Below are 25,559 nucleotides of genomic sequence, written 5' to 3' on the forward strand. Positions count from 1 at the left end.
GTGACATAGATGGCCATTAAAGCTGAAGAAATCAGTGCATTACTTCGCTCACAAATAGAAAATTATGAGTCAGAAATGGCTGTTACTGATGTAGGTACAGTACTACAAATAGGTGATGGTATAGCATTAATCCACGGATTAAATGATGTTATGGCTGGTGAGCTAGTAGAATTTAATAGCGGCGTTCTAGGTTTAGCACAAAACTTAGAAGAGTCAAATGTAGGTGTCGTAATTTTAGGCCCATACGACGACATTAAAGAAGGGGACGAAGTAAAACGTACTGGACGTATTATGGAAGTTCCTGTTGGTGAAGAATTACTTGGCCGTGTTGTTAATCCATTAGGACAACCAATAGATGGACAAGGACCTGCTAACACAACAAAGACACGCCCAGTTGAGAAAAAAGCAACTGGTGTAATGGATCGTAAATCAGTTGATGAGCCATTACAAACAGGTATTAAAGCGATTGACGCATTAGTACCAATTGGCCGTGGTCAACGTGAATTAATTATAGGTGACCGTCAAACTGGTAAAACGACAGTAGCAATTGATACGATTTTAAACCAAAAAAATCAAAATACGATTTGTATTTATGTTGCAATCGGTCAAAAAGATTCAACTGTACGTACAAACGTTGAAAAATTACGTCAAGAAGGCGCGTTGGATTATACAATTATTGTTTCTGCTTCTGCAGCTGATCCAGCACCAATGCTTTATATTGCACCGTATTCTGGTGTAGCTATGGCTGAAGAGTTCATGTTCGATGGTAAGGATGTATTAATTGTTTATGATGATTTAACAAAACAAGCTGCGGCTTATCGTGAATTATCATTACTATTACGTAGACCTCCAGGCCGTGAAGCTTACCCTGGTGACGTGTTCTACTTACATAGTAGATTATTAGAAAGAGCAGCAAAATTAAACGATGAATTAGGTGGCGGTTCAATTACTGCATTACCAATTATCGAAACACAAGCTGGCGACATCGCAGCATATGTACCAACAAACGTTATTTCAATCACTGATGGACAAATATTCTTACAATCAGACTTATTCTTCTCTGGTGTAAGACCTGCAATCAATGCTGGTCAGTCAGTATCACGTGTTGGTGGTTCTGCACAGATTAAAGCAATGAAAAAAGTTGCGGGTACTTTACGTTTAGACTTAGCGTCTTTCCGTGAATTAGAATCATTTGCTCAATTTGGTTCTGATTTAGATGAATTTACTGCACAAAAATTAGAACGTGGTAAACGTACTGTTGAAATTTTAAAACAAGATAAAAACCAACCACTACCTGTAGAGAACCAAGTATTAATTATTTATGCTCTAACTAAAGGTTATTTAGATGATATTCCAGTTGAAGATATCACTCGTTTTGAAGCAGAATTAAATCAATGGGCGAAATCAAATGCCTCTGAATTATTAGACGAAATCAAAACTTCTGGTGCTTTACCTAACGAAGATGCATTTGAATCAGCTATTACTGAATTCAAAAAAAGTTTCAGTAAAACAGAAGCATAATAGTTATAGTAAATAAAAGGTGGTGAGATAATGGGATCTCTTAAAGAGATTGATACACGTATAAAATCAACTAAAAAGATGAAACAAATTACGAAAGCAATGAACATGGTTTCAAGTTCGAAATTGCGTCGTGCTGAAAGAAATACAAATCAATTCAGACCTTATATGGAAAAAATGCAAGATGCAATTACTGCGGTTGCTGGTGCAGATAAAAATTCAAATCACCCAATGTTACAACAACGTGAAGTGAAGAAAAGTGGCTATATTGTCATTACAAGTGATCAAGGCTTGGCCGGCGCGTATAATGCAAATGTATTAAAGCATTTAGTTAACGATATTGAGAATAAACATGCTAGCAAAGATGAATATTCAATTTTAGTCTTAGGGCAAACTGGTGTGGACTTCCTTAAAAATAAAGGTTATGAAATTCATGATTCACTTGTTGAAGTACCTGATCAACCTTCATTTAAAGAAATACAAGCGATCGCTAAAAAAGCGGTAGATTTATATAGCGATGAAGCAGTAGATGAGGTTAAAATCTACTATAGTCATTTCGTCAGTGTATTAGAAAATACACCTTCCATGAAAACCGTACTTCCATTGTCTCCAGAAGATTCAAGTTTAGGACATGGTCAAATGTCTTCTTATGAATTTGAGCCAGACAAAGAAGCAATCTTAAGCGTTATTCTACCTCAGTATGTAGAGAGTTTAATATATGGAACGATTTTAGATGCAAAAGCAAGTGAACATGCGACGCGTATGACTGCTATGAAAAATGCATCTGATAATGCGACAGAGATTATTGATGATTTATCAATTGAATATAACAGAGCTAGACAAGCAGAAATCACTCAACAAATTACTGAAATTGTTGGTGGATCAGTTGCGCTTGAATAATTATTAAAGGAGGCAAAAAAGCATGGGATTAGGCCGTGTAACACAAATTATGGGTCCAGTAATTGATGTTCGCTTTGAGCACAATGAAGTTCCAGAAATTAACAATGCTTTAACAGTCGACGTTGAAAGAGATGAAGGTACTGTCACGCTTACATTAGAAGTTGCATTACAACTTGGCGATAATGTAGTACGTACGATTGCAATGGATTCGACTGATGGTGTTAAACGTGGTACAGAAGTTCGAGATAGTGGTGAAAGTATCAGCGTACCAGTTGGAGATATTACACTAGGTCGAGTATTTAATGTACTTGGCGACACAATTGATTTAGATGAAAAAATCGAAGATTCAGTTCGACGTGATCCAATTCATAGAGAAGCACCTGCATTCGATGAATTATCTACTAAAGTTGAAATTTTAGAAACAGGAATTAAAGTCATCGATTTATTAGCACCATATATCAAAGGTGGTAAAATCGGTTTATTCGGTGGAGCCGGTGTTGGTAAAACTGTATTAATTCAAGAATTAATTAATAACATTGCTCAAGAACATGGTGGTATTTCTGTATTTGCGGGTGTTGGTGAACGTACACGTGAAGGTAATGACTTATACTTCGAGATGAGCGAAAGTGGTGTTATTAAGAAAACTGCAATGGTATTCGGTCAAATGAATGAACCGCCTGGTGCACGTATGCGTGTAGCATTATCTGGTTTAACAATGGCAGAATATTTCCGTGACGAACAAGGACAAGATGTATTACTATTCGTTGATAACATTTTCAGATTTACACAAGCTGGTTCAGAAGTATCAGCATTGTTAGGTCGTATGCCTTCAGCTGTTGGGTACCAACCAACATTAGGTACAGAAATGGGACAATTACAAGAACGTATTACATCAACAAACAAAGGTTCGGTTACTTCAATCCAAGCGGTATTCGTACCTGCCGATGACTATACTGACCCTGCGCCAGCAGCAGTATTTGCTCACTTAGATGCAACTACAAACTTAGAACGTAAATTAACTGAAATGGGTATCTATCCAGCGGTTGATCCGTTAGCATCTACTTCAAGAGCACTTGACCCAACAATTGTTGGACAAGATCATTATGAAATAGCACGTGATGTACAATCTACTCTACAGAAATATAGAGAGTTACAAGATATCATTGCTATTTTAGGTATGGATGAATTATCGGAAGAAGATAAACAAACTGTAGAACGCGCACGTCGTATTCAGTTCTTCTTATCACAAAACTTCCACGTAGCAGAACAATTCACTGGTCAAAAAGGTTCTTACGTTCCAGTTCAAAAAACTGTAGAAGGTTTCAAAGCAATTTTAGATGGCGACTATGACCATATCCCAGAAGATGCATTCCGTCTTGTTGGTAGTATGGAAGAAGTAATTGCTAAAGCTAAAGACATGGGTGTTGAAGTTTAAAAATTAGGAGGTATGGATAATGAACACATTAAGCCTAAATATTGTCACTCCTAATGGTTCTGTTAACAACCGAGAAGATGTTAATCTTGCAGTGTTCCAAACAACTGCAGGTGAGATCGGTGTCATGTATGGACATATTCCAACAGTTGCAGCACTTGAAATTGGCTATGTCAAAATTAACTTTGATAATGGTTCAGAATATATTGCAGTGAGTGAAGGTTTTGTTGAGGTTAGACAAGATAAATTATCGGTTATTGTACAAACTGCAGAACCTGCTAACGAAATAGATGTAGCTAGAGCAGAATTAGCTAAATCTAGAGCAGAATCTCATATAAATAATGAAGAAGATAATAGTGACATTAGTAGAGCTAAGCGTGCGTTAGAACGCGCTAACAACCGTATTCGTGTCGCTAACTTACAATAAATATTATTTGAAATTTGAAGTTCCTAACAACAGGGACTTCATTTTTTTGTTATAAAAAATTTCAACATTCTCACAGTTCGTAAATTTTATTGAAGGATGTCCTATAAATAAATTGGCTTAATTACTATATAGAAAATTTTATCACGCGATATACATAAAATATTTTTATCTTTATATTTAATATGAATATCTTTTATGCTATTAGGGAATAGCAAAATATAACATTTAGTTATATTAGGGGTTTGATCGCTGTTCTTAAGTATCTTTTAGAGCCAATTTCGTGTAAAATAGTTGAATAGTATCAAGTGAGGAGTATGGCTTATGGAGTATTTAGGACAATTTTCAGTTGTACATCTTATCTTACATGTGCTTTGTATTTGTCTTGCTTATTGGGCACTTAACTCAATAAGGTTAGAGCAATTTTTTAAAAAAGGGTATCCAGCTCAAGTACAAATATGTATGATATTTTTAGCAATATTGTTAGGTACAGCAGTAAGTAATTTTATTGTAGATTTACTACAATTTTCAACTCAAATAAAATATTTAGCACAATAATTCAAATATCTGTATCTTTGTTTGGTTTACAGATATAATAATTTAAGAGTACATAAAAAAAGATGAATTTTAATGAAATATAAAAGTAGTTAAGTGGAGGATTTAAGATGGATATGATAGAGATTAATGGTGGAAATAGATTAACTGGTGAAGTGAAAGTATCAGGTGCAAAAAATGCTGTATTACCAGTATTAACTGCTTCACTATTAGCATCAAAAGGTGTTAGTAAACTTATGAATGTACCAGCACTTATTGATGTGGAGACGATTAATAATGTGATTTCAACATTAAACGCAGATGTTTCATACAATAAAGAAGAAGAATCTGTCACTGTTGATGCTACAAAGGAATTAAATGAAGAGGCACCATATGAGTATGTGAGTAAAATGAGAGCAAGTATACTTGTAATGGGTCCATTATTAGCTCGTCTAGGTCATGCAAAAGTTGCATTGCCAGGTGGTTGTGCAATTGGTTCAAGACCTATCGAACAACATATCAAAGGCTTTGAAGAGTTGGGTGCCGATATCCATATGGACGGTGGTTTTATTTATGCCAGCACTGAAAATGGATTGAAAGGTACTTCAATTCACTTAGATTTTCCAAGTGTAGGAGCGACTCAGAATATCATTATGGCTGCATCATTAGCTGAAGGTAAAACAGTATTAGAAAACGTAGCACGTGAACCAGAGATTGTTGATTTAGCAAACTATATCAATGAAATGGGCGGTAATGTAGTAGGCGCCGGTACGGATACGATAACTATTCATGGTGTTGAAGCATTACATGGTGTGGAACATTCGATTATTCCTGACAGAATTGAAGCAGGAACGTTACTTATTGCAGGTGCAATTACACGTGGTGATATAATTGTAAACGGAGCTATTAAAGAACACATGACAAGTTTAGTTTATAAATTAGAAGAAATGGGCGTAAATTTAGATTATCAAGGTGATACGATACGTGTTACAGCAGATGGTCCATTAAATCCTGTAGATATTAAAACACTTCCTCATCCAGGTTTTCCAACAGATATGCAATCACAAATGATGGCATTGTTACTTACAGCAGACGGCCATAAAGTAGTGACTGAAACAGTATTTGAAAATAGATTTATGCATGTTGGAGAATTCAAACGCATGAACGCTAAGATACAGGTTGAAGGTAGAAGCGCAAAAATTGAAGGTAAAAGTGAGCTTCAAGGCGCTCAAGTAAAAGCAACAGATTTACGTGCAGCTGCGGCACTTATTTTAGCAGGACTCGTAGCTGATGGCACAACCCAAGTTACTGAGTTAATACACTTAGATAGAGGTTATGTAGATTTACATGGTAAATTAAAATCTTTAGGTGCCGATATCAAACGTACACAAAAATAATACTTCAATGTATTAATATAGAACTCGCAACGAGAGAAGATTTGGAGGAAGCAAACGATGGAGACAATTTTCGATTATAATCAAATTAAAGATATTATTCCACACAGACAACCTTTTTTATTAATTGATCGCGTGATTGAATATGAAGAGGGCAAACGTTGTGTTGCTATTAAACAAGTTTCTGGGAATGAGCCATTTTTCCAAGGACATTTTCCTGAATTTGCAGTTATGCCAGGCGTATTAATTACAGAAGCCCTAGCACAAACAGGTGCGGTAGCTATTTTAAATAGTGATGCAAATAAGGGCAAGCTTGCATTATTTGCGGGTATCGATAAATGTCGATTTAAAAAACAAGTCACACCAGGTGACACTTTGCAGTTAGAAGTTGAAATAACGAAGATGCGTGGACCAATTGGAAAAGGGACTGCGAAAGCAACTGTTGATGGTCAACTTGCATGTAGTTGTGAATTAACATTTGCAATACAAGATAAAGCATAAATAAAATGCCTTAAGGATTTGTGAATTCTACTAAATCCTTAAGGCATTTTTGTGTTTAGTATTTACTTTTCGAATCTTTCATCTTTAAGTCTTGGTTTAGATTGCATCATACGATTAAATGATTTTTTCAATTCTTCACCAGTTAGGCCTTCGTCAATCAACTGTTCTAATAAACTTTCTGCATAAACTTGTCTCAAAGTATAGATGTGACACTCAAAAACTACAGAAATAGTGCCATCTAATTGACTGATGTTTTTAATCGTTGCGTCAAATAGCGCAGGATCATTAGCTGGACGTGTAATGACAACGCGAATATCCAAGAGATCTTCATTGTTCATATGCTGTTTCATAGTTTCATAATGGAAGTCTGAAATGACGATTTCAAGCAACCAGCCAGTACCACTATTTTCTTTATTTATAATGACTCCATCTTCTAATTCATATTCAGTAACTCCGCCATTTTCTGATACGATTTGAAATCGAACGGCTTTAAATGTTTTCATCGTCTTCACATCCAATTGATTAATTTAAAATCTACTATAATTGCATTTATATAATCATTATAACGTAATTTCAAAAGAGAAAGGTGAAATTTGTAGAAATTAGTAGTAATTTACTTTTTGGTTTATGAAAAAGTGATTTTTGACTCAATTTATAAATTTAATTATGATTAAAACATAAAGGAGGTGACCTATGATAAATAACATCGTCATTGTAGGACGATTAACAAAAGATCCCAAAATTTATGAAAAGGAGGGAAAGAAATTAGCTACCTTTTGTGTAGCGGTAAATAGAAACTATAAAGATAAAGATCAAAATACAGTCTGTGATTATTTGTATTGTAAAGCATTTGGTAAAATTGCTGACAATATTGAAAAGTATATCAATCAAGGATCACTTGTAGGTATTACAGGACAAATGCAATCACGTAAATTTGAAAAAGAAGGACAGATACATTTTGTATCAGAACTTTATATTGAAACAATTAAATTCATGTCTCCACGAATTAAAAATGAAACTGATGAACTTTTTGAACCATTCCCATTAGAGCAAGAACATGAATCATTCAACGAAATTAATATTCAAGAAAATGATATATACGAAATTGTATAAACTCCCACTTAAAATTTATCCCACATTAAACTATTCCAATTAATATACATTAAATCCTACTATCAATTATACTTCTTTCAGGCTATTCCTCTTAATAATGCCCAATCTAGGGGAATAGCTTTACATATTATATCCATAAATATATGCGACAAAAAATAAAGGAATGTAAAAGCACTGTAAATTTCAATTCACAAAACATCTTAAAAATGCGAGTTATAGCATTTTCATAATACAGAATAATCAGTTTAATTACGACAATATTACAAGGATATAGAGCCAATAATAGTACAAAAGGTTATCATGATAGTGCTTATATGCTTAAATATACATAAAAATGAGTATTGTTGATGTAATTAGGTTGTAAAAAAAAGCTTATTTTTTTTATTTCACTGTAACCTACAAAGATTTTTTGAATGGTATAGTTGTACTTGCAAATTAATCATAAAATAAATTAATCACCTTATAGGAGGACTTTTTAACAATGAAAAAAACAGTAATCGCATCAACTTTAGCACTAGGATTAGGCGTAACAGGAGCAGTAAATTCAGCTGACGCTTCAGAACAAGGCGTAGACAAAGCAGAATTAGCTCAATTAGCGCAATCAAATTCAGAACAATTAAATGAAGCACCTGTACAAGAAGGCGCTTATGACATAGATTTTAATTATAATGGTACAGACTATAGCTTTGAATCAGATGGTACAAACTTTAGCTGGAGCTTTGGTGGAGGATCAACTGAAGCACCTGCACAACAAGAAGCACCAGCAGAGCAAGAAGCACCAGCAGAACAAGCAGCTGAGCCAGCTCAACAAGAAGCACCACAAGAAGCACCAGCTGAACAAGCTGCAGAGCCAGCTCAACAAGAAGCACCACAAGAAGCACCAGCTGAACAAGCTGCAGAGCCAGCTCAACAAGAAGCACCAAAAACTGAAACAACTCAACAACCACAACAAGAATCTGCTTCAAAAGAATCAAGTGAAGCTTCAAGTGGTTCATCAGTAAATGTAAACTCTCATTTACAAGCAATTGCTCAACGTGAATCAGGCGGCGACCTTAACGCTGTTAACCCATCATCAGGTGCAGCAGGTAAATACCAATTCCTACAAAGCACTTGGGATTCAGTAGCTCCAGCAGCTTACCAAGGTGTATCTCCAACAGAAGCACCTGAATCAGTACAAGATGCAGCAGCAGTTAAACTTTATAACACTGCAGGCGCTTCACAATGGGTTACTGCATAATTTAGTCAGTAATTAATTATTAATAATATAGAACAGTGCCAACAAAGTTTCTGACTTTGTTGGCACTTTTTTTGTACATATTTTCTGCTAAGACAACTACAGCTTGTAGTTAGTTACTGTACAATTATCTATGATATATACAACATAGATTTTTTATTGAAGTACGTTCTTTTGCAATGTCACACTACATTTGTTATGTTTAAAGAAATAATAATATATGAAAATCTACTAGGGGAGCCTTTATGGCTGAGATGATTTAGTTCAGACCCTTACGACCTGATTTGGTTAATGCCAACGTAGGAAAGTAGTTTAATTTATAATTGAATTGCTTAGCCTTTCTATTAATTAACTACATTCTTACTTGGAATGTAGTTTTTTTATATTTAGGAGGACTTAAAGTGTTATTTTCAAAAGAATTAAAAACAGATGCCAAGCCAATTATTGATGATATCTATAATGATCCATTTATACAAGAAATGTTACAAGGTCGTTTATCGAAAGATGCTACTAAATTTTATTTAAGAGCAGATGCATCTTATTTAAAGGAATTTGCTAATATTTACGCATTACTTATACCTAAAATGGAGCAAATGGAAGATGTGAAATTTTTAGTTGAGCAGATACAATTTATAGTTGATGGAGAAGTAGAGGCACACGAAATATTGGCTGAATATGTAAATGAACCTTACAATGAAATAGTAAAAGAAAAAGTTTGGCCACCGAGTGGCGATCACTATATTAAGCATATGTATTTTAATGCTTTTGCTAAAGAAAATGCAGCATATACAATTGCTGCCATGGCGCCTTGTCCATATGTGTATCAAGTTATTGGACAACAAGCGTTACAAGACAATACTTTGAATACCAATTCTATTTTGGCAAAATGGTTTGAATTTTATAGTACCGAAATGGATGAACTTGTGCATGTTTTTGATAATTTAATGGATAAATTGACACAAAATTGTACGAAACAAGAGAAAGATGATATAAAAGATTGTTTCTTACAGAGTACAGTTCATGAGCGTAAATTTTTTAATATGTCATTCACGGAAGAAGAATGGCCTTATGGAGGGGTTAATAATGAATAAACCTAAAATTGCTTTAACTATAGCAGGCACAGATCCAACGGGTGGCGCAGGTGTCATGGCAGATTTAAAATCATTTCATGCTTGTGGCGTATACGGTATGGCTGCGATTACGAGTATCGTAGCGCAAAACACAAAAGGCGTTCAACATATTTATAACATAGAAACAAGTTGGTTATCTGAGCAATTAGAAAGCATCTTTGATGATGAGTTGCCTCATGCGTTGAAAACAGGCATGATTGCTTCAAAAGATATGATGGAATTAATACAATATTATTTAAAGCAATATCCAGAGATTCCTTATGTGATAGATCCTGTAATGTTAGCTAAAAGTGGTGACTCGTTGATGGATGAGGATGCTAAAGCTGACTTGCAAAACATTTTATTGCCTTATGCTACTGTGGCAACACCAAACTTGCCTGAAGCAGAGGAAATAACAGGATTAACGATACAAGATGAAGCATCAATTTATAAAGCAGGTGACATTTTCATTAATGAAATCGGCAGTAAAGGTGTTGTAATTAAAGGTGGGCATTCAGAGGATTTAGACTTCGCTAAAGATTATTTATTCACTAAAGAAAATGTATATACTTTTGAAGAGCCTCGATTTGATACAAAACATACGCATGGTACCGGATGTACTTTTTCGGCAGTAATTACTGCAGAATTAGCAAAAGGCAAAACAATATATGAAGCAGTGAAAAAAGCAAAACAGTTTATTTCTTTAAGTATTAAACACACACCTGAAATTGGTCAAGGTAGGGGACCAGTTAATCATTTTGCATATATGAAAGAGGTAGGATTAGATGATGAATAATTTAGAAGCACTCAGAAATAATAACCCGTTAGTTATTTGTTATACAAACGATGTTGTTAAAAATTTTACCGCAAATGGCTTATTAAGTTTAGGTGCAAGTCCTGCAATGAGTGAAGCACCAGAGGAAGCGTCAGATATGTTAACACACGCGAATGCTTTACTGATTAATATTGGCACGCTGACTAAAGATAAAGAGTCAGATATTTTAAAAATTGCGAAGGTAGCTAATCAAATTGGAACACCAATCGTCTTTGATCCTGTTGCTGTAGGGGCATCACAATACCGCAAAGATTTTTGTGAGACATTTTTAAATGAAGTGAAGGTAGCAGTTATCAAAGGTAATGCATCAGAAATTTTAACACTTATTGATAATGATACACGGATGAAAGGTACAGATAGCGAAATGAATCTGGATGCTGTAAATATTGCTAAAAAAGCTCATAAACAATTTGGGACAGCGATTGTTATCACAGGTGAAGAAGATATTGTAGTGCATGAAGATAAAATTGTGAAACTGGCTAATGGTTCGCCTATGCTTGCAAAAGTCACAGGCGCAGGGTGTTTATTAGGTGCTGTGATAGCTAGCTTTTTAAAATCTAACCAGCAACCACAATTAAATCAATTGGTAGAAGCAGTTACTGTATATAATATTGCTGCTGAACAAGCTGAAAAAATTTCGGATAATCGAGGGCCTGGCGCATTTATGGTTGAATTAACGAATGCTTTATATCAAGTCACATATGATGATTATTTGAATTTAATACGCAGTCAAGAGGTGCAATAATGTTTGATAAAAATAAACTAAAACTTTATTTTATTTGTGGAACGCAAGATGTTGCAGAAGATAAATCGATTATTGATGTTGTAACTGAAGCTTTAGAAGCAGGTATAACACTATTTCAGTATAGAGAGAAAGGGGAAACCGCATTAGTAGGTGATGATAAAGTGAAGTTAGCAAAACAATTACTTTCTTTGTGCCATCAATACGATGTACCTTTTATAGTAAATGATGATGTGAGTTTAGCTAAAGATATTGAGGCAGATGGTATTCATGTAGGGCAAAATGATTTGGAAGTAAATGAATTTGCACAACAATTTGAAAATAAAATCATTGGTCTGAGTGTAGGTGATGTAGATGAATACTTAAATTCTGATTTAAAATATGTTGATTATATAGGCGTCGGTCCAATGTTTGCAACGACATCTAAAGATGATGCAAGTTTGCCGGTTGGTCCAGAAATGATTACACAATTAAGACATTACGTTAATGATTTCCCGATTGTTGCGATTGGTGGCATCAATATAGATAATACACCATCTATAATTCATGCTGGGGCAGATGGTATATCAATTATTTCAGCTATTGCTAAAAGTCAAAATATAAGTAAATCAGTGAGGCAATTTTTACAAACTGTTGAATAATGTATAAAAATTTCTTTTTTTGTTTTCTACTTCCCTATGAGTATGATAAAATAAATTCTATGTGAATAAATCATTAGAGGTGGAAAAATGAAGAAGAAAGCGCTACTCCCTTTATTATTAGGTGTAATGGTCTTTTTAGCAGGTTGTGACTATTCTAAACCTGAAAATAGAGATGGGTTTTTCTATAATACGTTCGTAAATCCAATGGACAGTCTTATACATTGGTTAGGAACTAGTTTTAATAACGACTATGGACTAGCAATTATTGTCATTGTATTGGCGATGCGTATCATATTATTACCATTCATGTTATCGAATTATAAAAACAGTCACATGATGCGTGAAAAAATGAAAGTTGCTAAACCGGATATTGATGCAATTCAAGAAAAGGTTAAGCGTTCACGTACGCAAGAAGAAAAAATGGCAGCTAACCAAGAAATGATGGAAGTTTACAAGAAATATGATATGAATCCGATGAAGAGCATGTTAGGTTGTTTACCAATCTTGCTTCAAATGCCAATCATCATGGGGCTTTTCTTTGTATTGAAATATCCTACGAGTGGTGGTTTTACTGAACACCCTGATTTCTTATGGTTTAACTTAGCTAAACCAGATATTTGTATTACGGTTATTGCAGGTGTCTTATACTTCTTACAAGCTTATGTTTCAAGTAAGAGTATGCCAAACGAGCAACGTCAAATGGGTTATATGATGATGATTATTTCACCAATTATGATTGTGTGGATTTCATTAAGTTCTGCGTCAGCATTAGGTCTTTATTGGTCTGTCAGTGCGGCATTCTTAATTGCACAAACATATGTAGCGAATATTCATTATTCTAAACTTGCTAAAAAAGAAGTTGCACCAATGATTGAAGCAATGGAGAAAAACAAAGCTGAAGCAGAGAGCAAAGGTAAAAACACACAAGTTGTTTCTAAGAAAAATAAGAAAAAATAAATCATTTAAATTTTAAACAAATTTGTAATAAAAAAGGCGTCGTAGTATAACTACGACGCCTTTTTTGTATTATTTGAAATACCATTCATTAAAAAATTGAGTTACAAATACTTCCATATACTCATGTCTTTGTTGTGCAAGCTGTTTAGCGGTTGGTGTATGCATTAATGCTTTAAGTTTAAACAGTTTTTCATAAAAGTGTTTAATAGCTGATGCTGGAACAGTATTATTATCGATTTCTTTGTTAGAGAAAGTATCGTTGTATTCTCCTTCTATCCACATGGGTTCTCCGAAATGGCCAGCAAATTGGAAAGTACGAGCAATACCAATTGCACCGATAGCATCGAGGCGATCAGCATCACGTACAATTTGGCCTTCTATTGATAATGAAATATCATTATTTTCTCCATTTTTATAACTCATATGTTCAATAATATGCAGAATAGCTTCTTGCTGTTGTATTGGCAGCTGAAGTTGAGTCAAAAATTGTGTTAATTTAGGTTTTGCTTGGCTAGCATCAGTTAGTTTTGCGTCAACCGTATCATGTAATAAACTAGCTAGTTGAATGGTTAATAAATTTCCAACATGCTCTTGTTGCGCAATGTATTTTGCCATTTTAACGACACGCAATATGTGAGCGACATCGTGGCCAGTTGCATCATCTTTATGAAATGTTTTCATATATATCTGCGCTGAATTGATTATCTCTTGCGGATTCATTTAAACGCCTCTTTTCATAGAAATAAAGTTATTTAAGCTAGTGATTTAATATGATCATTCACTTTATAATAAAGAAAGTCCAAAGTAATATTGATGTTAATCGATTACTTTGGACAGAGTTAAATTATTATAAAATAGGTGATAAGAGTCTTGCAATGCCTTCTTTAAATTTAATCCACAAACTTCTCTGCTCATAACGCTCTTTTGTTAGTCGATAGGATAAGGCTAAATCTTTTTCAAAAGTGGCTTTAAGTTCTTTTGTTATGAAAGTGTCATAAATAAAAGCATTAATTTCAAAGTTTAAAGTAAAGCTTCGGTGATCCATGTTTGTAGTACCCACACTTGCAACTTCGTCATCGATAAGCAGTATTTTTGAATGTAAAAATCCATTATCATAATGGAAAATATTCGCACCTGCATCTAAAAGTGATGCTACGTTATTATAGGTAGCCCAATATACAAACGGATGGTCAGGTTTATTAGGAATCATGATATTCACCTCGACGCCACCTAAAGCTGCGATTTTTATCGCGTCTAAGAATGATTGATCTGGAATAAAATAAGGAGATTGAATATGAATAGATTGTTTAGCAGAAGTAATCATTTTCAAATAACCATATTTGATTTGTTCCCAATCTTCATCTGGCCCACTAGATGCGATTTGGACACCAATTGTACCTCCAGAATCCACATCAGGAAAATAACGTTCAGCATATTTCAAATTATCACGTGTTGATTGAACGTTCCAATCGAGCATAAAACGTAATTGAAGTGCGTTAACAGCATCGCCAACGATGCGCAAATGTGTATCTCTCCAGTAACCAAATTTTTTCTTTAATCCTAAATATTCATCACCAACATTAAAACCGCCGATGTAGCCAATATGTCCATCAATGATTACTAACTTTCGGTGATTTCGATTGTTCATTCTTAAATTGATTAATGGCAATTTAGAAGGAAAAAAGGCTTCAACTTTGCCACCTTTTTTTCGAAATGATTTAAAATCTTTAAGTGATAAACTACGCGAGCCCATGTCATCATAAAGCATCTTCACTTCTAATCCTTGTTCAAGTTTGTGCTCGAGCGCTGTTAAAATACGTTTACCTAAGTCATCATTTCTAAAGATATAGTGTTGGATATGGATATAATCTTTTGCCTCATTTATATCTTTAATAAGTGCATCAAACTTTTCTTTACCATCTGTAAAGATATCAATATCATTGTCTGTTGTTAAAAAGGCAGCATTATTGTATAACAACATTTGAACCATATCTTTAAATTTAACAATTTGATGATTACCTTTTGAAAATTCATCATTCTTTAAGGCTTCTAATTGTTCATTAACAATCATTTCAATACCTATTTTATCTTCTTCATCTAAAGTGAAGATACGGTTGCGCTGAATTTGTCGCCCAAACAATAGATAGATGATAAAGCCTAATATAGGTATGAAAACTAACACTAACAGCCACGCCCACACGGCGCCAGCCGAACGTCGTTCCATAAAAATAATTGTGAAGGCAAAGATAAGGTTTAATATAAATGCGCCAAGAAAAATGATGTTAAGAATAACGTTTGTATTGTTAAACGTTAAAGAAAATATATCTATCATATTAAACCTCCAAAATGCGTTTCAGTTATTTAAAGTACTATAAAAGTCTTAATTATTGTAACATGAATATAAGGTTTTATCATTTGACTAATACCGCATGGGGGTATAACATATAATTGAAATTATTAGGAGGCGTGTAATATATGGCGGAAATACAAAAAGCGCATCACTCAGAACAAATTAAATCTAATTTAAAATCAAGATTAAATCGTATAGAAGGCCAAGTGAGAGCGATTAATCGCATGGTAGATGAAGATGTTTATTGTGATGACGTACTCACACAAATTAGAGCTACTCGTTCTGCTTTAAATGGTGTTGCTACTAAATTACTAGACCATCATATGAAAAGTTGTATTATGGATAAAGTAGAGCAAGGACAACAAGAGGAAGCTATGGAAGAACTATTGGTTACATTTCAGAAATTAATGAAGGATTAGGCAAGGTGAACGTAGTGGAAACAAAAGTGATTTATATTTCTGGTATAGAAAATGAAACACAGCAAAAACATATCGAACAGCGGCTTATGCAATTACACGGTGTAGACCAAGTCAATATCGAAATCAAGAGCAATAATGGCAAAATTTTCATTGATTTTGAAACCCCTGCAAGTTTAAATAATCTAGAAAAAGAAGTTTATGATTTAGGATATGAAATTTTATATTAAACTGAAATGTTGAAAATAGATTATAGTTTCACTTTAAGTGGTGTTTGTTATTTTTAAAAACTTATTTTACAAAGAAAAACTATTTTTACGATGTAATTATACAATAAAATTGACTAAATATTTGATTATAATAAAAAAATTTTGAATATAATGTAGTATTTAGTAATTAAATAGGGTAAGATATAGTAGAAGCAAGTAATTTAGGGGTGATGATATGAGTAAAGATAACGAAAAGATTCAAAATGTAGTTAAACTATTATCATCATTAGGGGTAAACATAAAGAAAACAAAATCAAGATTAGAAGTTATGCAGACTTTGCCGACAACTGTGAAAGCCGCTAACGAATTGAAATAGTAAAGTTACCCAACTAAGCGATTGGAGCAGTGTGCTCTAGTCGTTTTTTGTTATATAGAAAAGCTGTTTTATTAAATGATTGGTATAAAAAAAGAACTGTTATGATCATTGAGATGATTGTAACAGTTCTTTTTGTTGGAAGTAGAAATTAAAATGTATTTATTCTTTATTTTGTTTTTTGAATATCAGGTGAGTACTGTTTCGGTTGATGATAAGAAATGGATAATAACACACCAACACCACACATTAAACTCCATAAGGAACTACCACCGTAACTTATAAATGGTAATGGAATACCAGTAATAGGTAATAACTGTATTGTCATACCTATATTTTGTAATACGTGGAATAGAATAAGTGCCGTGTAACCAATAATAAATAACTTGCTGAATGGTAATTCTATTTTAGTCGCAAGTCTAACTAAGTGGAACATAAATCCTAAGAACACTAGAATTAAAACGACTGAGCCAATGAAGCCAAACTCTTCTCCAATAACAGAGAAAATGAAATCAGTATGATTCTCAGGTATATATACTTCACCTTGATTGAAGCCCTTACCAAATAGTTGACCAGATCCAATGGCTTTAAGTGATTCTGTTAAATGATAGCCGTCGCCACTGCTATAAGTATAAGGATCTAGCCATGAACTAATACGTCCGAGTTGATAGGTCTTAATGCCCAAACTATTCTCAATAAGCGAGGGCTTGAAAATAATAGATAAGATGATACTTGAAGCTAAGACGAATACTGCAATAAACAATGGTGCAATTATTTTCCATGTGATACCACTTACTATAATGACACCAACAATAATGGCGCATATAACAAGCGTTGTACCTAAGTCATTTTGTAGTAGAATTAGCCCCATAGGGATAACAGAAATACCAAAAATTTTCAGTAGTAATTTAAAATCTGTCTCCAATGATTTATTGAAAGTGAATTGATTATGCTTTGAAATTAGTTTAGCAAGCGCCAATATCAACACTATTTTCATAAATTCTGAAGGCTGTACACTGATTGGACCTAGTTTATACCAACTTTTCGCACCATTTATAATAGGTGTGAACGGTGTTTCTGGAATAATGATTAATATAAATAAGGCTGCACAAAGAAGAAAGTACAATAAATATGTATATTTCATTAGTTTCTTAGGTGAAATTAACATGATTAAAAATGCTATGAATCCACCAAAGACATAATACAGAATTTGTCTAATGCTAAAGTTGGCGCTATATTGGCCGCCACCCATAGCTGAATTGATTATTGTTACACTAATAATTGCTAACAATACGAGGAAGCCTACTAAAGTCCAGTCGACCCGCCGTATCCAATGGTTGTTTTTTAATTGACGTGAAGTACTCATTTCTTACTCCTTTGAAAAGCTTAGTTTTCTTTAACTTTGTAATATATATAGATTTTACCGAACTTTTATGTATATTGCTAGAAGTAGGGTGCTAAATTGAAAAATTATAATAAGATAACTGTATATTGATGAGTTAAAGTTATTACTTTTAATCCATTGTAAAGTGCCATATACTAAATTGAAAAATAAAAAGTTTTTATACTACTAAACAAATGCAAAAAAATATTGAATCGTGATATGATGTAGTTTAAGAATTGTATATGGAGGCTAAAGTATGGCTAAAGAAAATGTATGTATCGTATACGGAGGAAAAAGTGCGGAACACGATGTTTCAATATTAACAGCACAAAATGTCTTGAACGCGATTGATAAAGATCAATATCAAATAGACATCATTTACATAACAAATGAAGGTGACTGGAAAAAGAAAGAAAATATCGTAGACACTATAAATGAAATAGACACTTTACGTTTAACAGATGTTGCTGCAGGTGAAATCTCTCAACTACTTAGTATTGGTAGCACAGGGAACGCCTATAGTGCAGTTTTCCCAGTATTACATGGACCGAATGGTGAAGATGGTACAATTCAAGGTTTATTTGAAGTATTAGATATACCATATGTAGGAAACGGTGTTTTAGCTGCCTCAAGCTCGATGGATAAACTTGTTATGAAACAATTATTCGCGCATAGAGGATTGCCTCAACTACCTTATGTGAGCTTTTTAAGAAGTGAATATCATAAATATGAAAGTAACATTTTGAAACTTGTACATGACAAGTTAGAATATCCAGTATTTGTAAAACCAGCAAACTTAGGTTCTAGTGTTGGTATTAGTAAATGTAATAATGAAGAAGAATTGAAAGTTGGTATTGAAGAAGCATTCCAATTTGATCGTAAATTAGTAATTGAACAAGGTATTGATGCGAGAGAAATAGAAGTAGCTGTACTTGGTAATGATTATCCTGAAACGACTGCACCAGGTGAAGTGATTAAAGATGTAGCATTCTATGATTATAAAGCGAAGTATAAAGATGGAAAAATAAAATTAGATATTCCTGCTGATTTAGATGAAGAAGTGCAAACAACATTAAGAAATATGGCTGTCGAAGCATTTAAAGCAACAGATTGTTCTGGTTTGTTACGAGCTGATTTCTTTGTCACTGAAGACAATCAAATTTTTATTAATGAAACAAATGCAATGCCAGGCTTTACTGCTTATAGTATGTACCCAAGACTTTGGGAAAATATGGGCGTAACATATGCGGAATTAATTGAAAGGTTAATTGAATTAGCGAAAGAAAAACATGAAGATAAGAAACAAAATAAATACAAAATTGACTGAGGCGAATGAATAATGATTGAAGTAACTTTAGAACAAATCCAAGACTGGATTCCATGTGACATTGATAATGAATATTTAGATCATACGATTAAAGGTGTTTCTATTGATTCACGTGTAATCAACAATCAAAATTTATTCATCCCATTTAAAGGTGAAAATGTAGATGGACACAAATACGTCGCACAAGCATTGAAGGATGGCGCAGGTGCAGTATTTCATCAAAAAGACGTAACATTAGATGAAAATATAAACGGTCCAGTGATATGGGTAGAGCATACACTCAAAGCATTACAACAATTAGCTAAAGCTTATTTAGAATTTGTTGGGCCACAAGTCATTGCAGTGACAGGATCAAATGGTAAGACCACGACCAAAGATATGATTGAAAGTGTTTTAAAGCCACAGTTTAAAGTTAAAAAAACACAAGGCAATTATAACAACGAAATTGGGTTACCATTAACAATATTAGAATTAAATCAAGATACTGAGATTTCAATTTTAGAAATGGGGATGTCAGGTTTTAATGAAATTGAGTTATTGTCAAAATTAGCGGAACCTAATATAGCGGTAATTACTAACATTGGTGAATCACATATGCAAGATTTAGGTTCTAGAGAGGGTATTGCCCAAGCTAAAGCTGAAATTACAATAGGATTAAGAGAGAATGGCGTCTTTATTTATGATGGTGATGAACCATTATTAGAGTCTCACGTTAAGAAAATAGAAGATGCAGATATAGTAAGTATTGGTAAAGACAAAGACAACACACTCGTTTGTCAGATTGAAGATATTGAAAACGCAGGTATCGCATTTAATATTAACGGAGAAGAGAGATTCGAATTACCAATATTAGGTGAACATAATATGAAGAACGCAACAATCGCAATTGCTGTTGGTAAAAGATTAGGCTTAAGTTATGACACAATATTTAACAACTTACGTAAAGTAGAACTTACTGGTATGAGAATGGAACAACATTATACCAGTGACAATAGATTAGTCATTAATGATGCATATAACGCGAGCCCTACAAGTATGAAAGCAGCGATTGATACCCTTTCAGCTATGAAAGGGAGAAAAATCATCGTACTTGGAGATGTGTTAGAGTTAGGGCCTGATAGTCAGATAATGCATGAAAATGTAGGTCGATATTTAGAAGATAAAAATATCGATGCATTATTTACTTTTGGTCAAGCCTCAAAATATATTAGTAACGCGGCCAAAGCTTATGTAACGTATGCAGAGCATTACGACGATAAGCAGGCTTTGATAACAACTTTACAAGCTTATGTTCAACCTGATGATAAAATTTTAGTCAAAGGTTCTAGAGGAATGAAATTAGAAGAGGTTGTCGAAGCTTTAATTTAAATATTAACCAAAAAACGAGAAGTTAGAATTCGATTAGAAATCTAACTTCTCGTTTTTATTTTGCTAAAACGGGAAAACTTATATAAGACAACAAGTATTTATAAATGTAACGCATATACTCTTGTTGAAAAAACGATGTTTCAAAAAGAACTTACAGTTAAGCTTAACAACGATACCAATGCATTGTTCAGTTAAAGAAGATTTAAAATTTAAGTTAAATAAGGGGTGAATAAGCCATATCTTACAAGTAAAATATTCTGACAATTAACAGAATAAATAAATTAATAAATTTTTTTAAGAGAGTATAAAGTAAGTTTATGAAAGAAAGTTAAACGCTTACAACCTATATATTTCGGTATTTTTGCTGTTTTAAAAGATTTTAAAACTAGTAAAGTTATTGCATTTAATCAAATTTGGTTTATTGCGATTATATACTTGAGGTGGTACTATTAAGAAGTTGAATAAACTTAAGTGAACATATATGTATATAAATACAGATAAATAAAGGAGAATTATATTGCAAAAATTTAAAGAATTAGGGCTCTCAGATAAGATGGCAGAAACCCTAGCATCAATGGGGTTCGATGACGCCACTCCTATACAAAAAGAGAGTATCCCTCTTGCCTTAGAAGGCAAAGACGTTCTTGGTCAAGCGCAAACAGGTACAGGTAAAACTGGCGCGTTTGGTATTCCACTAGTTGAAAAAGTGACAGGCCAAGAAGGCGTACAATCATTAATCCTTGCACCAACAAGAGAATTAGCTATGCAAGTAGCCGAATCAATCAGAGAATTTGCTAAAGGTCTAAACGTACAAGTTGTTACTGTATTTGGTGGTATGCCGATCGACCGTCAAATCAAATCGCTTAAAAAAGGACCTCAAATCGTTGTAGGTACGCCAGGTCGTGTGATTGATCACCTTAACCGTCGTACATTAAAAACTAATGACATCCATACGCTTATATTAGATGAAGCGGATGAAATGATGAACATGGGCTTCATCGATGATATGAAATTTATCATGGATAAAATCCCAGCGTCACAACGTCAAACAATGCTGTTTTCAGCTACAATGCCAAAAGCTATTCAAACATTAGTTCAACAATTCATGAAAACACCAGTAATTGTTAAAACAATGAATAATGAAATGTCTAATCCACAAATCGAAGAGTACTATACAATCGTAAAAGAATTAGAAAAATTCGATACATTTACGAATCTATTAGATGTACACCAACCAGAATTAGCTATTGTATTCGGCCGTACAAAACGTCGTGTAGATGAATTAACAAGTGCGTTAATCTCTAAAGGTTACAAAGCTGAAGGTTTACATGGTGACATTACTCAAGCGAAACGTTTGGAAGTATTGAAGAAATTCAAAAATGATCAATTAGATATCTTAGTTGCGACAGATGTTGCAGCACGAGGACTAGATATTTCAAACGTAAGCCATGTTTATAACTTTGATATACCTCAAGATACTGAAAGCTATACACACAGAATCGGCCGTACTGGTCGTGCTGGTAAAAAAGGTGTAGCAATCACATTTGTGAACCCAATTGAAATGGATTATATCCGTCAAATTGAACAAGCAAACAAGAGACAAATGACTGCAATGAGACCACCTCATCGTAAAGAAGTGCTTAAAGCACGTGAAAACGATATTAAAGGTAAAGTTGAAAAGTGGATGTCTAGAGAAAATGAACCAAGATTACAACGTATTGCTTCAGAATTAATTGAAGAATATAGTGATGTTGATTTAGTTGCTTCATTATTACAAGAATTGGTTGAATCAAATGACGAAGTTGATGTTCAATTAACATTTGAAAAACCATTATCTCGTGGTAAAGGTGGTCGTCAAGGTCGCGGACCAAAACGTGGCGGTCAAGGCAACAATAAACGTGGCAACAAATTTGATAACAAAAATCGTCGTTCAAAAGGCGGATTCAACAATAATAAGAAGAACGAAAAATCTTCTGACAGAAACAATAACAACAAGAAATCAATGAAAGGTCGCACGTTCGCCGACCACCAAAAATAAAAAATAATTTATCATATATGAAATTTAGGTTTAATCATTCCACTTACGTGGGATGATTTTTTTTGCGTTTTTTAAGAAAAGCGTCATAAAAGCTATGATGAATAATAAATATTAAGCGCAATATATTTAAAACAAGAATAGTTATTTATACGTTTTAAATGGATAATGAAATGACTATAAAAGCTATGTTATAATAAATTGAAATCTTAATTAAGGAGTGTATATATGACTAACGACCAACTATTTAACAGAAGTCCTAAACAAGCTATGAAGTATTACTACATAATCGAAGGACTGGAATTTATTGTTAGTTTGATCGTTTCGGTTATTTTAATATTTTTATGGAGTCACTTTAATTGGTGGCATTTCATTATATATTTAATCGTTGCTTTTATAGTGTTTGACTTTGTGCGTTTATTGATTAGACCCTGGATTAAGTTTAAATACACATTTTATAGAATTAAAGAAAATTATATAGAAGTAAAATACGATTTCTTCTTTAAATCTAAAAAGATAGTGAAATTAGAACGCACACAGCTTATTGAAAGACAGAACAACCCAATTTTGAAAAAAATGAGACTCTCTAAAACTACATTAATTACTGCTGGCCACAGGGTTAGTTTTCCACTGATGTCTACAGATGATGCGAAGTCATTCGAATTACTAACTCTCAACTACTTGAGAGGAGCTGATTTTGATGTATAATCCTCAAAAGTTACATCCCATTTCTTATTTAACGGGTGTTATTGAAGCTATAAAGCAAAATATCTTTTTGATTATTATTTTTTTAGTATTTAATATTCAGGATTTTGATTTTACAAATATAACTTCATACATATTCCCAGCTATCGTTTTTGCCTTCTTTTTATTTTCATTTGTAGCACAAGTATTAAAAGTTTATAACACGACATATTGGATTGAAAATGATCATTTTGTTTTAGCAACTGGTATCTTTACTAAAGAAAGAAAAGAACTTAACATACGTCGTATACAAACATTAGATACATCACAGGGTATTATAAATCAAATCGTAGGTGGCGTGAAATTACAAATCAAAACGCCGAGTGATGGTATTGATTTGGACACTGTTTCTAAAAAACAAGGTGAATTAATACAACTTACAATTAAAGAAAAACAGCAAGAATTAACTAGTCAAAATGAAGAACCGGATTTAACTAGAATTCCTGAACAAGAGGATAATGATGATATGTCGGAGCAACAATCGCAACCTGTACGCTTATATAAGCTTAATTTTAAAGAATTATTGTTTATGGCATTAACGAGTGGGGCGATAGGCGTGGCGTTTGCAGCAATTTCACCGATAATTGGTGCCTTTTCAGAAGTAATACCATGGGAATGGATCACTGGTGAATTTGCGCGGATTTCTCAAGCGATTTTTGTAATTGTGTTAATAATGGTTGCGACTATTGTTGTCGCAAGTTATATATTGGGTACATTGATTGTAATTATAAAAAATTATAATTACACTGTGACACAAAATGATAATCAATTGAATATCCGATATGGTTTATTTAATGTTAAGAGCATCACAGTGCCAACTGATAGAGTCCAAGCTGTAGTCGAAAAACAATCTTTCTTAAGAAAACTATTCGGTTTTACGTCTATACATTTTGTGATTACGAGCGATATGAATGGTAATGATAAAGACGATATTTCATTAGATGGAAATGTTATGATCTTACCTTTTATTAAACGTAAAAAAGCATTCGAAATCATTAAATCACTTATTCCTAGTATGGCGTTTGAAAATGCGGAACAGGGTATGCCTTGGAGAGGTTTCCATAGGTATTTTTGGCAAGAAACAGTCATATTGCTAGTGATTGCAACTATCGTTAATTATTTCTGGTCACCATGGTCATTTGTTATCGCAGCAGTTATTATTTTACTGCTAATTATCCATAGCCTTATAGTTATTAAATCATCTGGATTAAAAGTACGAAATGATGAACTAGTAGTACGTAATGTAACTACATTTGGATTCAAAAACACGTATTTCAAGCATGGGAAAATACTAGGTATGGAAATTAAACGGAATCCATTTTTAATTAATAGTGATTTAGGTCATTTTAATTTTATCATTGCAAAAGCTGCGGGAAATGAAGCTGTGGGTTTGAAATTTAATAATTACAAAGAAGTTGAAACACTTCAAAATTGGTATTTGAGAGGTGAGCATCATGAATGAATATAATTATATGGATAGATCTGGGAAAACAGTCATGCGCCTCTCGGCATTTATCATGACGACGATATTTGTATTAATTTTAGCAGCGATATATATTGTTAATACAATGTGGTTGGAATGGCTTAATTCCAATACGATGATATGGGTCTTAATTATTGGTGTGATTATTATCGTAATTCAATTGCTGCTGGGTGCTATTTTAATTCCAATGTACCAATATCAAATCTTTAGATATAAACTAGATGAAAATGAAATCATTGTAAGAAATGGTTTGTGGTTTGTTTCAGTAATCAAAATCCCGTTATTCAGAATTCAAAATGTCGATACACACGAAGGTATTTTAATGCGCAAATATAACTTAGCAAGTTTAACGTTGTCGACAGCAGGTGGAAATACTGAGATTAAACTTATCGACAAAGATATAGCGGCTACATTAAAGTACAAAATAAAGAATGTTAATAAAACAATTGAAGTAACAGAAAATGAAGCTTCAGATATTGAGTATTCTAAAGATAATAGTGATTTAAAATAAATCACAGGCTTTATATGATTGGGGG

27 protein-coding genes and 1 riboswitch are annotated in these 25,559 nt (G+C 33.4%); of the genes, 23 read left to right on the forward strand and 4 right to left on the reverse strand.

Annotated elements, in window-relative coordinates; genetic code table 11:
- Positions 1–9: 9 nt before the first annotated feature.
- The 7 genes from atpA (at position 10) to fabZ (ending at position 6,703) form a co-directional block, all read left to right on the forward strand.
- Positions 10–1,521: a F0F1 ATP synthase subunit alpha gene (gene atpA, locus ACP3TL_RS01640; protein WP_277575916.1), complete on the forward strand. Its 1,512-nt coding sequence runs from the start codon at positions 10–12 to the stop codon at positions 1,519–1,521.
- A gap of 30 nt (positions 1,522–1,551) precedes the next feature.
- Positions 1,552–2,418 (forward strand): ATP synthase F1 subunit gamma, encoded by an 867-nt coding sequence (gene atpG / locus ACP3TL_RS01645; RefSeq protein WP_046466134.1) that lies wholly within the window; start codon positions 1,552–1,554, stop codon positions 2,416–2,418.
- Positions 2,419–2,440: 22 nt separating this feature from the next.
- The gene (gene atpD / locus ACP3TL_RS01650) at positions 2,441–3,853 is read left to right on the forward strand and encodes a F0F1 ATP synthase subunit beta (protein WP_046466133.1); all 1,413 of its coding nucleotides are present in this window, start codon (positions 2,441–2,443) and stop codon (positions 3,851–3,853) included.
- 19 nt (positions 3,854–3,872) lie between these two features.
- Positions 3,873–4,277 carry a F0F1 ATP synthase subunit epsilon gene (locus ACP3TL_RS01655; RefSeq protein ID WP_002507082.1) on the forward strand — a complete coding sequence of 135 codons (405 nt, stop codon included), beginning with the start codon at positions 3,873–3,875 and terminating at the stop codon, positions 4,275–4,277.
- Positions 4,278–4,598: 321 nt separating this feature from the next.
- Positions 4,599–4,832 carry a DUF1146 family protein gene (locus ACP3TL_RS01660; RefSeq protein ID WP_046466132.1) on the forward strand — a complete coding sequence of 78 codons (234 nt, stop codon included), beginning with the start codon at positions 4,599–4,601 and terminating at the stop codon, positions 4,830–4,832.
- Between the two features lie 107 nt (positions 4,833–4,939).
- Complete coding sequence (gene murA / locus ACP3TL_RS01665; RefSeq protein ID WP_285336840.1) at positions 4,940–6,205, forward strand: UDP-N-acetylglucosamine 1-carboxyvinyltransferase; 1,266 nt, start codon at positions 4,940–4,942, stop codon at positions 6,203–6,205.
- Positions 6,206–6,262: 57 nt separating this feature from the next.
- Complete coding sequence (gene fabZ / locus ACP3TL_RS01670; protein WP_046466130.1) at positions 6,263–6,703, forward strand: 3-hydroxyacyl-ACP dehydratase FabZ; 441 nt, start codon at positions 6,263–6,265, stop codon at positions 6,701–6,703.
- A 62-nt stretch (positions 6,704–6,765) separates the two neighbouring features.
- Here fabZ and ACP3TL_RS01675 read toward each other — a convergent pair whose 3' ends face one another.
- Complete coding sequence (locus ACP3TL_RS01675) at positions 6,766–7,206, reverse strand: YwpF-like family protein (RefSeq protein WP_046466129.1); 441 nt, start codon at positions 7,204–7,206, stop codon at positions 6,766–6,768.
- 190 nt (positions 7,207–7,396) lie between these two features.
- On the opposite strand from ACP3TL_RS01675, the gene ACP3TL_RS01680 reads away from it, so the two are divergent.
- The 7 genes from ACP3TL_RS01680 (at position 7,397) to yidC (ending at position 13,334) form a co-directional block, all read left to right on the forward strand.
- On the forward strand, positions 7,397–7,816 hold the full coding sequence (locus ACP3TL_RS01680; RefSeq protein ID WP_046466128.1) for a single-stranded DNA-binding protein: 420 nt from the start codon (positions 7,397–7,399) through the stop codon (positions 7,814–7,816).
- A gap of 481 nt (positions 7,817–8,297) precedes the next feature.
- Positions 8,298–9,053 carry a transglycosylase family protein gene (locus ACP3TL_RS01685; protein ID WP_285336838.1) on the forward strand — a complete coding sequence of 252 codons (756 nt, stop codon included), beginning with the start codon at positions 8,298–8,300 and terminating at the stop codon, positions 9,051–9,053.
- Between the two features lie 220 nt (positions 9,054–9,273).
- Positions 9,274–9,373, forward strand: a riboswitch (TPP riboswitch).
- Positions 9,374–9,451: 78 nt separating this feature from the next.
- Positions 9,452–10,141, forward strand: a complete 690-nt coding sequence (gene tenA, locus ACP3TL_RS01690; RefSeq protein ID WP_046466126.1) for a thiaminase II — start codon at positions 9,452–9,454, stop codon at positions 10,139–10,141.
- Positions 10,134–10,955, forward strand: a complete 822-nt coding sequence (gene thiD, locus ACP3TL_RS01695) for a bifunctional hydroxymethylpyrimidine kinase/phosphomethylpyrimidine kinase (protein ID WP_285326790.1) — start codon at positions 10,134–10,136, stop codon at positions 10,953–10,955. Before tenA ends, thiD begins: the two co-directional genes overlap by 8 nt.
- The gene (gene thiM / locus ACP3TL_RS01700; RefSeq protein ID WP_046466188.1) at positions 10,948–11,739 is read left to right on the forward strand and encodes a hydroxyethylthiazole kinase; all 792 of its coding nucleotides are present in this window, start codon (positions 10,948–10,950) and stop codon (positions 11,737–11,739) included. The genes thiD and thiM overlap by 8 nt, the downstream gene beginning before the upstream one ends.
- On the forward strand, positions 11,739–12,377 hold the full coding sequence (gene thiE, locus ACP3TL_RS01705) for a thiamine phosphate synthase (protein ID WP_046466124.1): 639 nt from the start codon (positions 11,739–11,741) through the stop codon (positions 12,375–12,377). The genes thiM and thiE overlap by 1 nt, the downstream gene beginning before the upstream one ends.
- 87 nt (positions 12,378–12,464) lie before the next feature.
- Positions 12,465–13,334, forward strand: coding sequence for a membrane protein insertase YidC (yidC, locus tag ACP3TL_RS01710; protein ID WP_285326787.1), 870 nt, complete (start codon positions 12,465–12,467; stop codon positions 13,332–13,334).
- Between the two features lie 69 nt (positions 13,335–13,403).
- Here the strand turns inward: yidC and ACP3TL_RS01715 are convergent, their stop codons facing one another.
- Both ACP3TL_RS01715 and cls read right to left on the reverse strand, forming a co-directional pair.
- Positions 13,404–14,054: an HD domain-containing protein gene (locus ACP3TL_RS01715; RefSeq protein WP_046466122.1), complete on the reverse strand. Its 651-nt coding sequence runs from the start codon at positions 14,052–14,054 to the stop codon at positions 13,404–13,406.
- A 127-nt stretch (positions 14,055–14,181) separates the two neighbouring features.
- Positions 14,182–15,666, reverse strand: coding sequence for a cardiolipin synthase (cls, locus tag ACP3TL_RS01720; RefSeq protein ID WP_285336836.1), 1,485 nt, complete (start codon positions 15,664–15,666; stop codon positions 14,182–14,184).
- A 143-nt stretch (positions 15,667–15,809) separates the two neighbouring features.
- On the opposite strand from cls, the gene csoR reads away from it, so the two are divergent.
- The 3 genes from csoR (at position 15,810) to ACP3TL_RS01735 (ending at position 16,685) form a co-directional block, all read left to right on the forward strand.
- Positions 15,810–16,103 (forward strand): copper-sensing transcriptional repressor CsoR, encoded by a 294-nt coding sequence (csoR, locus tag ACP3TL_RS01725; protein ID WP_046466120.1) that lies wholly within the window; start codon positions 15,810–15,812, stop codon positions 16,101–16,103.
- Positions 16,104–16,108: 5 nt separating this feature from the next.
- Entirely contained in the window at positions 16,109–16,330 is a 222-nt protein-coding gene (gene csoZ, locus ACP3TL_RS01730) for a putative copper chaperone CsoZ (RefSeq protein ID WP_226957495.1), read from the forward strand.
- 214 nt (positions 16,331–16,544) lie between these two features.
- Positions 16,545–16,685 (forward strand): Lmo0850 family protein, encoded by a 141-nt coding sequence (locus tag ACP3TL_RS01735; RefSeq protein WP_002507098.1) that lies wholly within the window; start codon positions 16,545–16,547, stop codon positions 16,683–16,685.
- 166 nt (positions 16,686–16,851) lie between these two features.
- Here ACP3TL_RS01735 and ACP3TL_RS01740 read toward each other — a convergent pair whose 3' ends face one another.
- On the reverse strand, positions 16,852–18,048 hold the full coding sequence (locus ACP3TL_RS01740) for an FtsW/RodA/SpoVE family cell cycle protein (protein ID WP_046466118.1): 1,197 nt from the start codon (positions 18,046–18,048) through the stop codon (positions 16,852–16,854).
- Positions 18,049–18,322: 274 nt separating this feature from the next.
- Between ACP3TL_RS01740 and ACP3TL_RS01745 the strand changes: the two genes are divergently transcribed.
- From ACP3TL_RS01745 to ACP3TL_RS01770, 6 genes are all read left to right on the forward strand, one after another.
- On the forward strand, positions 18,323–19,393 hold the full coding sequence (locus ACP3TL_RS01745) for a D-alanine--D-alanine ligase (protein WP_046466117.1): 1,071 nt from the start codon (positions 18,323–18,325) through the stop codon (positions 19,391–19,393).
- 12 nt (positions 19,394–19,405) lie between these two features.
- Positions 19,406–20,761 carry a UDP-N-acetylmuramoyl-tripeptide--D-alanyl-D-alanine ligase gene (locus ACP3TL_RS01750; protein WP_046466116.1) on the forward strand — a complete coding sequence of 452 codons (1,356 nt, stop codon included), beginning with the start codon at positions 19,406–19,408 and terminating at the stop codon, positions 20,759–20,761.
- Positions 20,762–21,278: 517 nt separating this feature from the next.
- Positions 21,279–22,799 (forward strand): degradosome RNA helicase CshA, encoded by a 1,521-nt coding sequence (gene cshA, locus ACP3TL_RS01755; RefSeq protein ID WP_069817696.1) that lies wholly within the window; start codon positions 21,279–21,281, stop codon positions 22,797–22,799.
- 225 nt (positions 22,800–23,024) lie between these two features.
- Positions 23,025–23,504 carry a PH domain-containing protein gene (locus ACP3TL_RS01760; RefSeq protein ID WP_046466114.1) on the forward strand — a complete coding sequence of 160 codons (480 nt, stop codon included), beginning with the start codon at positions 23,025–23,027 and terminating at the stop codon, positions 23,502–23,504.
- Positions 23,497–25,002 carry a PH domain-containing protein gene (locus ACP3TL_RS01765; protein ID WP_285326776.1) on the forward strand — a complete coding sequence of 502 codons (1,506 nt, stop codon included), beginning with the start codon at positions 23,497–23,499 and terminating at the stop codon, positions 25,000–25,002. The genes ACP3TL_RS01760 and ACP3TL_RS01765 overlap by 8 nt, the downstream gene beginning before the upstream one ends.
- A complete protein-coding gene (locus tag ACP3TL_RS01770) occupies positions 24,995–25,534 on the forward strand; it encodes a PH domain-containing protein (RefSeq protein ID WP_046466112.1) in 540 nt (179 codons plus the stop codon). Before ACP3TL_RS01765 ends, ACP3TL_RS01770 begins: the two co-directional genes overlap by 8 nt.
- Positions 25,535–25,559 lie beyond the last annotated feature (25 nt).

Origin of the sequence: Staphylococcus caseorum, assembly GCF_049943195.1 — a bacterium.
In the GTDB taxonomy this organism is placed as follows: domain Bacteria; phylum Bacillota; class Bacilli; order Staphylococcales; family Staphylococcaceae; genus Staphylococcus; species Staphylococcus equorum_A.

Coding starts and splice junctions, on each gene's coding strand:
- atpA (WP_277575916.1), top strand. CDS start 10: ATGGCCATTAAAGCTGAAGAAATCAGTGCATTACTTCGCTCACAAATA.
- atpG (WP_046466134.1), top strand. CDS start 1,552: ATGGGATCTCTTAAAGAGATTGATACACGTATAAAATCAACTAAAAAG.
- atpD (WP_046466133.1), top strand. CDS start 2,441: ATGGGATTAGGCCGTGTAACACAAATTATGGGTCCAGTAATTGATGTT.
- ACP3TL_RS01655 (WP_002507082.1), top strand. CDS start 3,873: ATGAACACATTAAGCCTAAATATTGTCACTCCTAATGGTTCTGTTAAC.
- ACP3TL_RS01660 (WP_046466132.1), top strand. CDS start 4,599: ATGGAGTATTTAGGACAATTTTCAGTTGTACATCTTATCTTACATGTG.
- murA (WP_285336840.1), top strand. CDS start 4,940: ATGGATATGATAGAGATTAATGGTGGAAATAGATTAACTGGTGAAGTG.
- fabZ (WP_046466130.1), top strand. CDS start 6,263: ATGGAGACAATTTTCGATTATAATCAAATTAAAGATATTATTCCACAC.
- ACP3TL_RS01675 (WP_046466129.1), bottom strand. CDS start 7,206: ATGAAAACATTTAAAGCCGTTCGATTTCAAATCGTATCAGAAAATGGC.
- ACP3TL_RS01680 (WP_046466128.1), top strand. CDS start 7,397: ATGATAAATAACATCGTCATTGTAGGACGATTAACAAAAGATCCCAAA.
- ACP3TL_RS01685 (WP_285336838.1), top strand. CDS start 8,298: ATGAAAAAAACAGTAATCGCATCAACTTTAGCACTAGGATTAGGCGTA.
- thiD (WP_285326790.1), top strand. CDS start 10,134: ATGAATAAACCTAAAATTGCTTTAACTATAGCAGGCACAGATCCAACG.
- thiM (WP_046466188.1), top strand. CDS start 10,948: ATGAATAATTTAGAAGCACTCAGAAATAATAACCCGTTAGTTATTTGT.
- thiE (WP_046466124.1), top strand. CDS start 11,739: ATGTTTGATAAAAATAAACTAAAACTTTATTTTATTTGTGGAACGCAA.
- yidC (WP_285326787.1), top strand. CDS start 12,465: ATGAAGAAGAAAGCGCTACTCCCTTTATTATTAGGTGTAATGGTCTTT.
- ACP3TL_RS01715 (WP_046466122.1), bottom strand. CDS start 14,054: ATGAATCCGCAAGAGATAATCAATTCAGCGCAGATATATATGAAAACA.
- cls (WP_285336836.1), bottom strand. CDS start 15,666: ATGATAGATATATTTTCTTTAACGTTTAACAATACAAACGTTATTCTT.
- csoR (WP_046466120.1), top strand. CDS start 15,810: ATGGCGGAAATACAAAAAGCGCATCACTCAGAACAAATTAAATCTAAT.
- ACP3TL_RS01735 (WP_002507098.1), top strand. CDS start 16,545: ATGAGTAAAGATAACGAAAAGATTCAAAATGTAGTTAAACTATTATCA.
- ACP3TL_RS01740 (WP_046466118.1), bottom strand. CDS start 18,048: ATGAGTACTTCACGTCAATTAAAAAACAACCATTGGATACGGCGGGTC.
- ACP3TL_RS01745 (WP_046466117.1), top strand. CDS start 18,323: ATGGCTAAAGAAAATGTATGTATCGTATACGGAGGAAAAAGTGCGGAA.
- ACP3TL_RS01750 (WP_046466116.1), top strand. CDS start 19,406: ATGATTGAAGTAACTTTAGAACAAATCCAAGACTGGATTCCATGTGAC.
- ACP3TL_RS01760 (WP_046466114.1), top strand. CDS start 23,025: ATGACTAACGACCAACTATTTAACAGAAGTCCTAAACAAGCTATGAAG.
- ACP3TL_RS01765 (WP_285326776.1), top strand. CDS start 23,497: ATGTATAATCCTCAAAAGTTACATCCCATTTCTTATTTAACGGGTGTT.
- ACP3TL_RS01770 (WP_046466112.1), top strand. CDS start 24,995: ATGAATGAATATAATTATATGGATAGATCTGGGAAAACAGTCATGCGC.